Genomic DNA, 15,185 nt, shown 5'->3' on the forward strand with positions numbered 1-15,185 from the left:
AGGGTCCTTCACATCAGCAGCCGAGGAGAATCTGCGCGAGCGATGCTGAGGCCCCGCTTACAGCGGCCGTATAGCCCACCGGGACACTATCTCGCCAAGCGCCCGCCAATCGGGCTCTACATGCCCATCCCGCGCCCCGCGTACGACGCCCCGACCACCGGCCCCGTCGCCATCGCCGCCTCGCGGTCCCGCGCTGCGCGACGCATCTCCGCCTCGACCGCGCGCACAGCATCCTGCATCGTCAACTCCGGAGTGCCGCGCTGCATTGACTCGGCGAGGCACTCGCGGGCCGCGGCATCCGTCCGCGCCACGACGATCGCGACGTTTGCCACCCGCCCGCGCGTGAGGCCAACATAGAGCCCCGCGGCGTCCACATCCGGCCCGACCACCGACGCATCGGCGGTGTCGCCCTGCACGCCGTGCACGGTGGACGCGTAGGCGAGCTGCAGGTGCTCGCGCGCGTACTCGGTGGACACACGCGCCACCTCACCGCTGTCGCTCACGGCGACAAGCCACAGGTACTCGTCGCGGATGCCGCGCACGATCCACTGCGCGCGATTCTCGACTCCCGTGAGCCGGTCGTTGCGACGGGTCTGGACCGTGTCGCCGACGAGGATGCGCTGCCCGCCGATTCCCCACGCGGCCAAGCGGACGTCGAGCTCGCCCTGATCGACTCGCCGCTGCTGGATGGCGTCGTTGATCGCGTCCGCCTCAGCGTTGGTACCGGAGACCAGCGTTACCCGCTTGCCGCGCGCGTGCCACTCGAAGTATGCGTCGATCATCCGCTCACGCGCCGCGTCGTGGTGTTCGACCCGGTCGACGTGACCGTGTTCGGCGAGCTCGCCCGCGACCACCAGCGCATGCTCGCGATCACCCGCATCCCGAAGCCGCAGCGTGAGCGCCGCGTAGTTGGGATCGCGGAACCGGTGCACCGTGTCGAGCTCGACCGCAGCATTCGCGTACCGCATCGCAGAACCCATCGCACCCGAATGCCCGACCGGCGACGCCTGATGCGTGTCACCCACGAACGCCAGCCCGACGCCCTGCTGGATCGCGAGCTGGACGAGGACGTTCGCCGTCTGCAGGTCGACCATGCCGGCTTCGTCGACGACGATCCGATCGCGAGAACGCAATACGTACTGGGTTGGTCCGCCGTATACGGCGCCCGTATTGGAATCGACTTCTCCCACTCGGAGCCTGGTCCACACCTTCGCGCCGGCCTCGTCGGTGCCCCATCGGTAGCCGTGATCCGAGAGCAGGGCATGAATACTGGATGCCGCGGCCCCGACCTCCTGAGATGCCACCGACGCCGCCTTTCGCGTGGGGGCAACGACGAGCATCCGCCGCCGTTGCGACGTGAGCGCCGCGAAGGCAGCGCGCAGCATCGTCGTCTTGCCCGCGCCGGCAGGGCCGGTCACGGTCACGAGCCCGTCCGTGCCGGCGATGGTGCACGCGGCAGCGCGTTGCGACGCATCCAGTGGTGTCAGATCCTCGTGCGGTGCGAACCGGTGCAACTCGCCCGGCAGCAGGGAGCGCCCCGGCTGGGCGAGCACGTCCAAGCGGCCGGCCAGACGCACCTTGGCGCGTACGGTCTCGGTCGCCATGAACGCCTTCACGTGCGGCGGCGGATCATCGGGAACGAGCCGATAGACGGCACGCATGGCACGCTCCGTGATCTCGGCGATCACGCTATCGAGCCGGTCGCGCTCGGCTACGACGTCCGTGCGCGAGAGCGCGCGTATGGCGCCCGCGCGGATGTCGAAGATGCTGAACCTCCCGCCGCATGAGGTGGCCCGTTCGTCCGCGTCGACGACCGCCTGTGCAGCGAGCAGATCCAGGTCGAGGGCGTGCGGGTCTGTTGCAGCAACGGGAATGGGTGGGCGCGGGGTGGTCAGACTCGGATCGATCGCTGCGATCTCGTCGCGGACGCGCACCTCCCAAGACGCCTCATCGAGATCGGCCGGTTTGTTCGGACGCGACACCGCCCACGCGCGCCGATCGATCTGCTGCAGCACCTCCGCGCTCGGCGCCGATCCTCCGTGCGCCGCCGACCAGCCCGCGATCAGACGCGCGCGGTTGGCTTCGATCTGCGACGACCGACGCGAGACGGGTCGCACGGCGCCGGCGAGTTCGGCGATCTCGCCACCGTCGTCGAGCGTGTAGCCATGCCGGGCGAGCGCGGCGATCCAGGCCGGATCGGTGCGGGCGGCGAGCTCGCCCTCGGCGTTGACCACGGTGTGCAGCTTCATCGCGACGCGCGAGTCGAGGTTCGACCACTTGCCGTCCTTGCCGAGCACCTTGATGTTCAGCCAGAGATGACGGTGGATGTGCGGGTCGAGGGCGCGCGAGCGCCGATGCTGCAGCTCGACGACTTCGATGCGGTTGATTTCCTCACGGATGAGCCCGCCGTGCCCGCGCCGCGCGTTGAGCTCCGTCTGCCACGTGAGCAGGATGCGGTCACGGAGCCGGTCCTGGAGGGCTTCGAACTCGGTGGCGAGTTGGGGATGCAGCAGCGCGGCGATGCTGTAGGACTTCGGGTGGTTGAGCGTTCCGTCGAGCAGCAGGTCGGCGTCGGGGCTCAGCCGCTGATGGCCGCGCTCTTCGCCGGTGACCGGGTCGTGTCCGGTGAGCCAGACACGAAGGCCGCCGGCGGTGAGCTCATCGGAGGTGATGACGCCGTTCGCCACGATGAATCGTGAGACGGTCGAATCGGAGGCGGCACTGTACGCTTCGAGCGCGTCGACGCTGGGGGAGTGCTGCAGGTGTGCGTCGCAGGTGCCCTCAAATGCGTAGCCGATCGCCTGTCGAACCCCTCGGGACTCGACACCTCGCTTCCATCGCTCAAGGCCGCCTCGCATGGCGCCAGAGTAGGGTGCGTTTTACGGATTATCCAGGTATTTTTCTTGGATGTAGGTAGCTGTAGGTAACTGGTCCTAAAGAGTGTCGCTCACCTCGGGTGCCTGCGTGCATCGTGGTCGACTGAATCGCGACTCTCGCCTCGCTCGGGTCATTCTGATTTGCATATAGCGCTGGTCACCCTGGACTCGGTTTCGGCCGAGATCCGTCATACCTGGTCCAGCGCTCGTCGGTATGCGCGGGATCACCGGCCAATTGGGCCATGCGAGCTATCTGTCGCCGACGCTATCAAGGCAGCTGCAAGGGATTCCACCGGTGATCCGTGTCGACAGAAGCTGAGCCCCCAGCCCCGGGTCACTCGTGCTCGTAGCCGCCCGACGGCGGATCGCCGTGGTTGGGAGTCAGTGTCGGAACCGACCGACATACTCGAAGTACGGCCGCGCTAGCGGGTTGAGGGACCCCCTCGTCTTAGGCTGGGTGGGCACCAACGGTTGCGTTTGGAGGAGCAGGACAGTTGTCGAAGAAACCTAGCCGCCACGGCAGCGGGACGGTCGCATCATTCTTTGCCGGGATCGGTGGGTTCGATCTGGGGTTCGAGAGCGCAGGGTTCGAGACGGTCTTTCAGAGCGAGATCGACCCCTACTGCAACACGATCCTCCAGCACCACTGGCCTGCGGTGCCGAAGAACACTGATATTAGGGAGCTGAACTCAGATGACATCCCCACAGCCGACGTCTGGTGTGCCGGATTCCCCTGCCAGGACGTCTCGCTGGCGCGAGCTCGGCCGCGAGATGGGCTTCGTGGGGCAAGATCTGGACTCTTTTATGAGTTCGCTGCTCTACTTGGAGACGCTCGTCCCGGGGTTGTCATCCTCGAGAACGTTCCAGGCCTTCTCAATTCGCACCAAGGACGAGATTTTGGAATCGTCATCCAGACGCTGGTCGAACTCGGGTATGGCGTGGCGTGGCGGATACTTAACAGCAAGCACTTCGGAGTCCCCCAGTCTCGACGTCGCGTCTACATTGTTGGATGTCATAACGACCCAGGACGTGCCGCTCAGATACTTTTTGAGCCCGAACGCGGCGCAGGGCATCTTGCGAAGAGTTTCAAGCCAGAATCGCAGGCTGTTTCCCCCTTTATGGAGCGCGCTACAGCAACTGGCCGAGTCAGCCGAAACGCCCGCGAGCACAGAGACCTCGTAGAGACGGATAAGGAGATCTTCGTACCACACCTGTCGTTCTGCATCTCCGCGACCACTGGGCGCCACACCGGGACCGACTGGAGCCGCACCTACGTCGCTTACCGCGACCGCGTGCGGCGGCTGACCCCGGCGGAGGTGGAACCCCTTCAAGGGTTCCCGGAAGGCTGGACGCGTCCACGCGGCATCTTCGCCGCCGACGCCGACCTTGACAGCAAGCGATACCACGCCCTAGGCAACGCGGTATCGGTGCCGGTTATCTCCTGGCTGGCAGACCGGGTAGCGGCGACGGCGCACGTAAATCATCTCTATCCCCATGCAGCCACGACGGCGCTCGACTCCTCGCCCGCTGAGACCTCTCTGCGGAGCGCATGAACGGCGCTTTTCTCCTTCGCCTGTCCCCGCGCTATTCGCGCTCGGGGCGTTTGAGGGGCACGCTTATCGCACCCGAGGCCGCCGCCACCGAAGACTGGGCATCTGATCAACAGGACTTCTACCGCAGCACCGTGGGGTCGGGAGCCAGACCTCCCGAGCCGACCGTAGTTGAGTTTGGCCAGCCGCCCATAGAGTTCACGAACGACGCCTCCCACATCGTCGGAGATCTGATGGTGTTTGTGATGGGAGCTGAAAGCAGCCAGGGGAGCAGCAATGATCGCGGGCTCCTTGGGGTTGGTCGAATTGCGCAGGTCGATAGGACAAACGACCTCCAAGGAGCGTCGGCTCGGGTGGCGGTGCGTCTTGAAGACGTACTTCTCGCACACCCGGTAGTTACAACCGCCGTTATGCGCGATTCTCCGTTCTTCACCGCTTCCGGGCTGGGTGAGCAGAAGATCTTTGGCTGGACTGGAGCGTCATCAGCGCAGAACTGCGTACCCCTGCACGACAGGTCTGCAAGTACGGATGGCGCCCGGATGGCGCCTGTCTACGTGACGCTCGCGCTAATGCGCGAGGCAAGCCCGGGATTCTGGTCGGACTTTGAACGGGAATACCCTGAGCTCTCCCAGACGGTAAATGCGCTCCCCGTACCATTGGTGGACAGCTCCCAACTGGACCTTGGATATGTCCCACCGGAGTATCGCAGCGAGCCAATTGACTCCACTCTCGTCGCCGAATATCTAGCCGCGAGAGGTATGACGCTTCACCCCTGGCAGGTTGCCGCATATCTAGCAGCCGTGCGCGCAAAGCCTTTCGTGATCTTGGCGGGTATTTCTGGGACCGGCAAGACCAGGGTGCCCATGCTTGTAGCGGAGGCAACGGGCGCGGAAGTCGAAGTTGCAAGTGTCCGCCCTGATTGGACGGATTCGAGCGAGCTTCTCGGGTACACAAACCTCGCTGGCGACTTCATACCAGGACCGTTGATGCGATTCGCCGCGTCTGCGATGCAGGCTCCTGAGCAGCAACACTTCTTCGTGCTCGACGAAATGAATATCGCACGCACCGAGTATTACTTGGCCGATGTGCTGAGTTGCATGGAGCGCAGGGATCCATACGGGAACTCCGCGCCGCTCCTCCCGAGCGCGGGAGCGGCAGACGCTATTGATTACAGCGAAGTTGTGATCCCCAGCAACCTGGCGATCATTGGGTCCGTGAACATTGACGAGTCCACGTTCGACTTCTCCAAGAAGGTTCTCGATCGCGCGTTTGTGCTTGAATTTGGTGGCGTCGATCTCTTAGCCCTTCAGGCTCAGTCGGCCACCGCGGGCAACCAGCGAGTCTGGTACGGCGCGGCCTCTTGGCGCGGCGAACCGGTCGGACTCGCAAACCGGACGGACCAAGACGGCCCTGCAGGCACCGAGGCGCTGCTAGCGCTGGTCGAGCTGAACGACATTCTGCGGGTCGCGCGACTGGACATCGGATATCGTGTGCGCGATGAGTTCGTAGGGTTTGTCCTCGAAGCCGCCCATGTCGGCGTCGGGTTTGCGGACCGCGCCGGCAACGCAATTTCCCCCTTGGATGTTGCGGTGGCGTCCAAGCTTCTTCCGCGCATTCAGGGGAGCGGCCACGGGATGCGCTCGGCACTTGAGGATCTTTCAACCAAGCTCTCGGATCTCGGATGCCATTACTCGGCGGCGCGTGTAGGCGCGATGACCGAGCGCCTGAAGTCTGACGGTTACACCAGCTTCTTCTAACCAATGCCCGGATTCGCGGACATCATCAGGGTGGAGCACCCCAGCTTCTCACTGGCAATTCAAGCCAAGTCTCCGGCGGGGGTTGCGGTCGTGCCGGGCGCAGCCGCTGGGATCGCAGTCGATTCCGATGAGGCATCAGTTTGGACCGCGTCTGAATATGGAATGCAGGTCGGCTTGTGGGAGCAGACTGAGTATCGTCTCGTAATGGAGCCCACCCGTCGTGGGGATCGTGCACGAGTGCAGGCACGCGCAGCCTCGATCACTGCAGACCTTGCCACTGTTGGGTCAACTGGGGCGGTCGCCGGGCTCGTCAACTTTAGGTCGACGATCGGTCGTTGTGAGCTGACTCTCGAGACTGAGAGTGCGAGCACTCGCCTGTCATTCGAGGTATTTCCTTCGAAGCTCGACTATCAGAACGACTATCAACAACTCTTGGCAGATATAGCTAGACACAGAGACAGGCTCCTCTTCCGGTACTTCAGTTCGACGCATCGCGATCTCGGGACAGTCGATGCAACGGGCTCGGATATAGACTGGCTCGCCATTCTTCGACATGAGCTGGGCGCTATTGTCGAGGGCGTCAAGCTCATCGAAAGACAGCCGCTTTCCCTGTTGCGAAGCGAGGTGCTGTTTGCGCCTGTACACAAGATCAAACGAACCAACCCGTCAACGCTGACCGCTATTCGTCAGCGGCGCGGCAAAGGAGCATGGACGACAGTTCAGGGCACCGCAATGCATGAGTTGCTCCCCTTCGATGGCCGAAGCTCGTCTTGGGACACGCCGGAGCACAGATGGATCCACGGCCAGCTACGCATTGTGCAGATCGAGCTCAGTCGCATCCGCGCTGACCTGCGGAACTCAGGCAACCGCCGGATTGACGAGAGAGTTGTGGTCGACACTACTTCGGCGGAGCTGTCTGCGATGGAAACGACGATTCGTGATCTGCGTCGATCGCGGATCCTCAGCAGCGCCGCCCCTGACGCCAATGCCATGGAGCGACCATCTACCGCTCTATTGACCAAGGCTGGATACTCGCAGGTCTATCGTTCGCTCCGGCTATTACGCCAGGTCCTTGCTCTGGAGGGTGCGACTGTGACCTCGGGAGTGAGCAGTTTGGCCTTGTTGTACGAGCAGTGGTGCTTCCTGGAGGTTCTCGACTTGGTCAGGCAGCACTTTCCCCAGTCGGACCCCGTCGACGAGTTCTTTTCGGTCTCCGAGGTCTTGCTTTCCTCGCGGCTCGAATCGCTGCACGCGGAGGTTCGGTTCAGCGACGGCGAGCGAGAAGTGCGGGTGGCGTACAACCTGAGCTTCGCCACCGCTACGGGGGAGCACCGCCCCGACATCGCTGTGCTGCTGGATCGGCCAGGGTGGCCAACAACCATCATTGCGCTCGACGCGAAGTATCGGCTTCAGCGTCCCAGCAAGCAGTACAAGTGGCCAAGCCCTGGGGCAGATGCCGTCAACGCAATGCATCGTTACAGGGACGCCATCGTAACGATGGCAGGCAATGGAGCAGTGCGGCCGGTCGCACAGGCAGTTGCTTTGTTTCCTGCCGAGGACGCCGACTATCACGAGGCGCCCTTGTATCGGGCCGTGGGAGCGGTCGGAGTGGGCGCGATCCCATTCCTGCCTTCCGGTAAGGCGCTAGCTGCAGGCTGGCTCGCGCGAGCGCTCTCGGCGCCGGATGAAGCTGTGATGGTTGCCCCCGCGACGCCGAGAGAGTTCACGGGCTCTCGCCATAACGCGCATGAACGACTAACTTTTTCGAATGGATACGGCGTCCTGGGCTAGCTCGCCGGCTACGCGCAGGTCTATGCAAGGCAATCGTTCGTCGAACACGGAGCCCGAACTCGCGGTTCGCCGAGTTCTGCACAGGATGGGCTTTCGCTACCGTATCGACGTCCGGCCCGAGCGAGACCTGTCGATCAAGGCTGACATTGTCTTCACTCAGCAACGTGTGGCGGTGTTCGTTGACGGCTGCTTCTGGCACGGTTGCCCGGAGCACTATCGCGTGCCCAGCACGAACTCCTCCTACTGGGGCCCAAAGATTGAGAAGAACGCGGCGCGCGACCGGCACGCCGTTGCTGCCTTGACGTCGAGGGGCTGGCTAGTGCTGCGATATTGGGAGCATGAGCGGCCGATCGAAGTCGCGCGGGCAATAGCCCAGTGCGTGCTCACCCAGAAGTCGCCATCGCGCTAACAAGCGCATCCGTCTTACGCCGTCTCGTCGATCCTTCACTCCAATGAGCGAAAGCTGCTCGTAGATCCTGCACGCAACGCGGCGGTGTGCGACGCAGCTTCGGGGCCGATTCCCTCGTTGCGAAGCTGGCGGACAGCCGCAACGAGCAGCGCCGACGCTTCGTCCCGCGTGCTGTATCGCTTGACCGCGACCGCGCGCTCGTCATTCCCGCTCGCCGGAGCCGCATCGTCGGCTATGCGGGACGGGATCATCCGCGCCACGGCGACACCTCCAGCATGAGAGCCATCCCGGTCGTCTAGATCGCCTCGGATCCGAGCAGATCGATCTCGGTCGGATCCTCGTCGATCTGCTCACCGCCGTCGGACTCATCCGTGACGATGACCGGCTTTCCGATCGCGCCGGCGATCATTCCCACAAGCGCCTGCTGGCGGGTTGCCATGAAGGCGGTGAAGTTGTCAGTCCGTAACAGGTCGGGATCGATGAGGTGGGATCGCAGTCGGGTGTCGAACGCGGCAGATGCCAGTTCGGGGTTCTCGCTCTCGATGCGACCCATGTAGTCAGACGGGGCTACTCCGCCGATGATGCGATTTGTCCTCGCCGCGAGCGGGGTCTTGTTGATGATCGAGTCATAGATGCCTTTGGCGATGCCCTGCTTCTTGCACCAGTCCTGCGGGAAGATGTGATGGATGTCGACGTTCTCGTCGAAGAAGATCGTCTGCGAGAACTTCTGGCCGGAGCGGAAGTCTTCTGCCCCTTCATGCATCAGGAGCGCGTTGACCCCCTTGTAGGCGGCGGAGAGCCGCATCCTCATCGTCTGCAGCCGGTCCGCGCGAACCGTTGCTTCGTGCACGGTCGAGGGAAGATCCCCGCCGCGGACCCACGCGACGACCTCGAGGAAGTCGCGAGCGATGCGCGTCTCCGTGGACGAGCCGTATAGCTCTCCGAACACTCCGTTCCAGTACCACCTGCGGATCTTCTCCATCGCCGCAGGCGAGTCGGCCTCGCCGCCGAGCTCGGCAAGAATCGCGGCCAGCGGAACGACCTGGCTCTGGTATGGCAGATCCTTCACGCGGTAGATCCCCAGCCGCACGAGGAACTTCGCCGCTTCGAGGAAGCCGGCTTCGACTTTCGACTGGTACCGCAGGTACGCGTCGAGCGGAAGGTCGAGGAGCGACTGGCGAGTCGCCGACACCTTCGGCAGCTCCTTTCCGCTCTTCCCCTCCGCCTGCGCGCGAGACCGCACGTCGCGGGTATAGAAGAGCGAGATCGCCTGCAGGAAGTCCGTGTTGCCTACGCCGGCGAGTACGCCTTCGGAGGCCGAGGGCAGCCTGAGTGCCGAGCGGAAGCGCTCATGCCTGCCCTCGATGCCGTCCCCTCCGTACCAGTCCTTGCGCAGCTCGTACCCGTCGGCGGCGTACATCGCGGTGATGAGTTCGAACGCGTCGAGGGGCTTGCCGCCCGTGTTGACCTTCTCGAAGACCACACAGACGGCTTCCTTGCTCGTTGCAGCAGCGAGCTCGATGACGGGAACCAGGTACTCGGTGAAGTTCTTGACGATGCGCTCGTAGAACTCGCTGATGCGTCGGAATCGCTCCTGAAAGTCGTCGAGCTTCATGGCCCAGCTGACGAACGACTGGTTCCAGTCCGACCACCCGACCACGGCGCTGATCGGGAACATCCCATGCTCGAACTCGAGTTCCTGCGTGGAAAGGTCCCTTTCGATGACGCGCCCGAAGTCGGAGGTGAACCGGCGGTCTTCGGGAACGCTGACAACGGCCTCATCTCGATCGACCGTCTCATCCAGGCACTTCTCGATGTCGAGATAGAACCATCGCTTCACCCGCTGACGACGCGGCGTGATCGTATGGACGACTTCGTCGCGCATCAGGACCTGATACATCGACGTGAGCCGCTGCTGTCCGTCGAGCAGAAGCGACTCGGCCTTGTGCTGACCGGCGTCGACGGGAGCACCCTCAAGCACGCGCGGCTTGAACTCGACTGCGCCACCGGTCTTGAGTGTCATCACCGCGCCGACGGGGAAGCCGCGCGACACCGAGGCGATGAGGCTCCGAATGCGCTCCTCGTCCCACACCCAGCTTCGCTGAAAGTCAGGCAGCTGGAGGCGGCCATCGTGACCAGACTTGAGAAGGGTGAGGAGACTGATTGAGCTCGCGGTGAAACTCGTCGTGGATTCGCTCAACTGCGTTGCCTTTCTGCGACGGTCGCCGACCTTCAGTGGTCGGTTAGTGCTGACACAAGGGATGGTTGTCTGGGATGCCGATCAGCGCCGCTCGCTCGCGTATCTCGGCGCCATCGATTCCATCTGGTCCATGACGAGCTTGATGGCCTCGGGCTGCTTGTCGGGCGGGTACTTGTACCTCACCAGAAGCCGCTTGATCGACGATCGGAGTTTGGCGCGAACGTCGTCCCGCACGGTCCAGTCGGTGCGCACGTCGCGCCGCATCACGGCGACGAGCTCGCGGGCGATCTGCGCGAGAACGTCCTCGCCCTGCACGTCGATCGCCGACTCGTTGGTCGCGACCGCGTCGTAGAACGCGAGTTCATCGCTCGACAGCGGCGGGGTGAAGTTCGACCCGCGGGATGCCTCGGCTGCGACATCCTTCGCCATCGCGACCAGCTCGGCGATGACCTCGGCGGCCGTCAGCTGCTGGTTGGTGTACCTCTTCATGATCTCGGCGATGCGCTCCGAGAACGCCTGCTGCCGCACGAGGTTGCCTCGAGTAGCGGCGATCCCGGCGTCGACGAGCGACTTGCGCAGAGCCTCGATGGCGAGCTGTGGGTTGCGTGCCTTCTGCGCCTGTGCGAGGTACTCGGGGCCGAGGTTGTCGAGGGTGAGGCGCGGCAACCCTGCCGCGTCGTAGATATCGAGCACCTCGTCGGTGGCCATGGCCTTCGCGACCAGTCCGCTGAGCAGACGCTGAATCTCCTCAGGCACCGGCTCGTCGCGCGCCTGGCGCTCGTTGGCGTCGTACTTCGCCATCCAGACGCGCACTTCTTCGTAGAACGCGATCTCGGAGTGCAGCTCCGCGAGTGCGTCGCGACCGGATGCCAGAGCCCACGCCCGCGCGAGAGCGCCGCTCGCTGCGCGGTAGCGCGCCTTGAGCGTCTGGCCTTCCAGCGCCGGGTCGTTGAGCGGGTTGTGCGCATCCCGGAGGAAGCTCGTGGCCTTGGTCGCTGCTGTCATCAGCGCCCGCGGGCCGCCGTGCTTCAGCGGGGCACGCCAGTCGCAGTCCTTGAGCATCTCGCGGATGTCGGAGACGAGCTCGAGCGCGATTCCCACGGCCTCGTCGACATTTCGTCCCACCGGCCGGGTCTGCTGGTCGTCGACCGTGTACTCCGACAGGGCCTGCGCGAGGTTCTCTGCCAGGGGCGCGTACGCGACGAGCAGACCATCTCGCTTGCCGCGGAACGTACGGTTCACTCGGGCGAGCGTCTGCATGAGCAGCGCTCCTTTGAGCGGCCGGTCGAGGTACAGGGTGTGAAGCGGCGGCGCATCGAACCCGGTGAGCATCATGTCCTTGACGATCACCAGCTCGAGATCGTCGTCGGGGTCTTTGAGACGCTCCTTGATGGTCGCGTTCTCCGAGTCGCGCCGAACGTGCGTGCTCACCGGCGGCTGGTCGGCGACCGTGCCGGAGTACACGACCTTGATGCGACCGGCATCCAGCGCATCGGAGTGCCAGTCGGGTCGCAGTGCGACGATCGCGTCGTACAGTCGCGCGCAGATCTCGCGCGTGCCGCCGACGATGAGCGCCTTTCCGTGGGACTCGATGAACGGCACCATGCGGGCCCGCCGTTCCTCCCAGTGCGCGACGATGTCTTCGGCGAGCGTACGGATCCGTTCGGGCGCGCCGTACACCGCGTTCACGACGGCGACGGATGCCTCGAGCCGGGAGCGCTCCGTATCGTCGAGGCCGACCGTCGCCTCGTCGGCGGCGCGGTCGATGTCCTCCTCGGACGCATCGTCAGCGAACGCGACTTTGATGAGCCTAGGCTCGAAGTAGACCTGCACAGTCGCACCATCGGCGACCGCGCGTGTGAGGTCGTAGACGTCGATGTCGTCGCCAAACACCGCACGCGTGTCGCGCTCGGCGAACGAGATCGGCGTGCCCGTGAACGCGATCCGCGTCGCGTTCGGCAGCGCGTCCCGCAGGTGCCGGGCGTATCCGTCGAGGTCGTCGTAGTGACTTCGGTGCGCCTCATCGACGACGACGATCACGTTGCGGCGATCGGTGAGGAGGGGATGCTGCGTCCCCGCCTCCTTCTCATCCTTGCTGAGTCCGAACTTCTGCAGCGTCGTGAAGTATATGCCGCCGGTGACCCGGCTGGTCAGCTCGGCGCGCAGCTGTGCGCGCTCGGTGATCTGCACCGGCTTCTCGGCGAGCAGCAGACTGCGCGTGAACGTGTGGAAGAGCTGCCCGTCGAGTTCGTTACGGTCGGTGACGACGATCACGGTGGGGTTCTTGAGACTCGGATGCCGCGTCACGAGGTTCGTGTACAGCTCCATCTCCATCGACTTGCCCGACCCCTGGGTGTGCCACACCACGCCGGCCTTGCCGTTGGACTGCACCGCCTGCACCGTGCTGCCGACGGCCTTTGCCACGGCGAAGTACTGGTGCGGCTTCGCGATGCGCTTGACCAGACCGTCGGCCCCCTCGTCGAACGCGGTGAAGTTGCGCAGCAGTTGCAGGAACCGCTCCTGGTTGAACAGGCCCACGAGTGCGTCATCGAGCGGCTGAACGTCGACGCCGTTCTCGATGCGCGGCTGCTCGAGCCTCGCCCCGTCGTCATCGACGTTCCATGGGGCGAAGTGGTTGAGAGGAGTGAAGGGCGTTCCGTACTTGGCATCGAGCCCGTCGCTCGCGAGAACCAGCACGCAGAAGCGGAACGCCATCGGGAACTCGCGCAGATAGGTGTTCAGCTGATCTCGCGCCGACGACACTCCCGCACCCGCAGCACCGGCGCGCTTGAGTTCGACGATGCTCAACGGCATCCCGTTGACATAGAGCACGATGTCGAACCGACGGTGCAGGTCGCCCTGCCGGATCGTGACCTGGTTGACGGCGAGCCAGTCGTTCTTCGACCAGTCGGTGCTCACGAGCCGCACCCGGACGTTCTGCTCCGCCCCGTCTGCGTCGAGATAGCTCAGCGGATACCCGTCGACGAGGTACTCGTGGATGCGGTGGTTCTCGGTGAGCGCGTCCTGCGACTTCGGGGCCGCGACCTCCGACGCCGCCTGCTGCAGGTAGTGCAGCGGCACACCCGGATTGAGGGTCTGCATCGCCGCGACGAGGCGCGGGCGGATGAGCAGCTCATCCCACGTCTCGCGTTCCCCGCTCCCGGGTGCGATCTCGTCGCCCCGCAGGGGACGCCAGCCGAGCGGCTCGGCGAGCGTGTCGAGCGCCGCCAGCTCCCAGGTCGACTCGAGGATGCGGGTCACCTCGTGGCTCCGTCATCTCGGCTGTCTGAGCTGCCGGAAGCGTCGGAATCGGCCGTGCGCTGAAGTCGCTCGGCGATCCTGCCGGCGAGGCGCCCGGTCGACATGCGTGCGGTCTCGAAAGTCTCCGTGCCGAAGCGACCCGCGGCGTGAAGCCCGTCCTTGCTTGCGCCGACGACGTCGTCGCGCACGTCCACGGCCGCGGCGGACCAGCGCCGGGCCTCGAGCGCCGCGCGCTCGTCAGCAACACCGAGCGTTGCGTGGAGATCACCGACACCGGATGCGACCTGGTTGCTCGCTTGCACCACGACCTTCGCCGACAGCGGGTTCAGCAGCACCTTTGCGTTCGCGCGGCCTGCGGCGGCGTCCATTCGTGCGACGAGCTGCGTGGTCGTCGTGGCGATGAGTTCACGCCGGCGCCCCCGCGCCGTCTGCAGCGCGATGCGGTGCTTGTCGAGTTCGTCGGGTGAGGCGTCGAGGACGCGGTCGAGTTCGAGCACACCCATTCCCTCCTGCAACTGGAAACAGCGGGCGAGCACCGCGAGCCACTCCACGACGGTGTCCTGCGCCTGCTTCGACAGGTCGGCGAGGTCAGCGATCTTCGTCTCACGCTCGAGCTTCTCGGCGAGCCCGTCGAGCTGCCGTAGCGCGTATGCCTGAGTGCGGGCGATCGTGGCAGCAGACCCCTGCACCTTCGACCACGTCACCTCGGACACGCGGCCGACCTCGTCACGAACGACCATGGTTTCATCGAGCATCAGCTCGACACCGATCATGTCGGCGAGCACCGCGTCCTTCTGGGCGCGAAGGATGTCGTCGACCTTGGCGTCGATTTTCGCGAGGTACTCGGTGATCTCCTCCATCTGCTTCTGCATCGCGTACTGCGCCATGATGCCGCCGACGCCTGCAAGGATTGCGGGGTTGGTGAGCATGGAACCGACGTTGCCGGGCTTGATGAACTGCAGGTTCTTCGTGAATTGACCGTTCGCCCCGCGCGTCGTGGCCTGAACGACGTCGTGTCCACGCTTTACAAACCTCGCATCTTTCGCGCCGCGCGATGCGATCTGCGCGGCGCGCGCCGACTCCTCGGTCAGTTTCATCCACCGCCCGGCGTTGGCCGAGACCTCCGACGCCGTCTGCAGGGCAGACCCGCTCTTGGCCACAGCCGAGTTCAGCGGCCGCAAATCGAGCTCGCGCGACGGCACGCCCGTCGAGGCGACGAACAGCTCGACCGCGGCAGGCTCGCCGAAGACGAGCAGGCCGTCTCCGTCGCTGATCAATTGGATCTCGTTGCCCAAACCGTCCTCAACGGGCTCGGAGAGCTGGAATTCATCGGTCATTCGG

At 64.6% G+C, this 15,185-nt stretch carries 8 protein-coding genes; 4 read left to right on the plus strand and 4 right to left on the minus strand.

The genetic code is table 11. The features are described from left to right. Positions 1-116: 116 nt before the first annotated feature. Positions 117-2,858 (minus strand): AAA family ATPase, encoded by a 2,742-nt coding sequence (locus tag JX005_RS05640; protein ID WP_214466434.1) that lies wholly within the window; start codon positions 2,856-2,858, stop codon positions 117-119. A 512-nt stretch (positions 2,859-3,370) separates the two neighbouring features. Here JX005_RS05640 and JX005_RS05645 point away from each other — a divergent pair. The 4 genes from JX005_RS05645 to JX005_RS05660 all read left to right on the plus strand — a co-directional run bounded on the left by JX005_RS05645 (position 3,371) and on the right by JX005_RS05660 (position 8,383). Continuing rightward, complete coding sequence (locus JX005_RS05645) at positions 3,371-4,429, plus strand: DNA cytosine methyltransferase (RefSeq protein WP_214466435.1); 1,059 nt, start codon at positions 3,371-3,373, stop codon at positions 4,427-4,429. A gap of 131 nt (positions 4,430-4,560) precedes the next feature. Further along, a complete protein-coding gene (locus JX005_RS16365; RefSeq protein ID WP_214466436.1) occupies positions 4,561-6,183 on the plus strand; it encodes an McrB family protein in 1,623 nt (540 codons plus the stop codon). A 204-nt stretch (positions 6,184-6,387) separates the two neighbouring features. Then, positions 6,388-7,974: a DUF2357 domain-containing protein gene (locus tag JX005_RS05655; RefSeq protein WP_214466437.1), complete on the plus strand. Its 1,587-nt coding sequence runs from the start codon at positions 6,388-6,390 to the stop codon at positions 7,972-7,974. After that, a complete protein-coding gene (locus JX005_RS05660) occupies positions 7,952-8,383 on the plus strand; it encodes a very short patch repair endonuclease (RefSeq protein WP_214466438.1) in 432 nt (143 codons plus the stop codon). The genes JX005_RS05655 and JX005_RS05660 overlap by 23 nt, the downstream gene beginning before the upstream one ends. A gap of 295 nt (positions 8,384-8,678) precedes the next feature. Here the strand turns inward: JX005_RS05660 and JX005_RS05665 are convergent, their stop codons facing one another. The 3 genes from JX005_RS05665 to JX005_RS05675 form a co-directional block, all read right to left on the minus strand. Beyond that, positions 8,679-10,475 carry a GmrSD restriction endonuclease domain-containing protein gene (locus JX005_RS05665; RefSeq protein ID WP_307858503.1) on the minus strand — a complete coding sequence of 599 codons (1,797 nt, stop codon included), beginning with the start codon at positions 10,473-10,475 and terminating at the stop codon, positions 8,679-8,681. A 189-nt stretch (positions 10,476-10,664) separates the two neighbouring features. Next, the gene (locus tag JX005_RS05670) at positions 10,665-13,844 is read right to left on the minus strand and encodes a type I restriction endonuclease subunit R (RefSeq protein ID WP_307858504.1); all 3,180 of its coding nucleotides are present in this window, start codon (positions 13,842-13,844) and stop codon (positions 10,665-10,667) included. After that, the gene (locus JX005_RS05675) at positions 13,841-15,181 is read right to left on the minus strand and encodes a hypothetical protein (RefSeq protein ID WP_214466440.1); all 1,341 of its coding nucleotides are present in this window, start codon (positions 15,179-15,181) and stop codon (positions 13,841-13,843) included. Before JX005_RS05675 ends, JX005_RS05670 begins: the two co-directional genes overlap by 4 nt. Positions 15,182-15,185: the final 4 nt, after the last annotated feature.

The organism is Microbacterium flavescens, assembly GCF_018588945.1.
Taxonomy (GTDB): domain Bacteria; phylum Actinomycetota; class Actinomycetes; order Actinomycetales; family Microbacteriaceae; genus Microbacterium; species Microbacterium flavescens.

Coding starts and splice junctions, on each gene's coding strand:
- JX005_RS05640 (WP_214466434.1), bottom strand. CDS start 2,858: ATGCGAGGCGGCCTTGAGCGATGGAAGCGAGGTGTCGAGTCCCGAGGG.
- JX005_RS05655 (WP_214466437.1), top strand. CDS start 6,388: ATGGAGCCCACCCGTCGTGGGGATCGTGCACGAGTGCAGGCACGCGCA.
- JX005_RS05660 (WP_214466438.1), top strand. CDS start 7,952: ATGGATACGGCGTCCTGGGCTAGCTCGCCGGCTACGCGCAGGTCTATG.
- JX005_RS05675 (WP_214466440.1), bottom strand. CDS start 15,181: ATGACCGATGAATTCCAGCTCTCCGAGCCCGTTGAGGACGGTTTGGGC.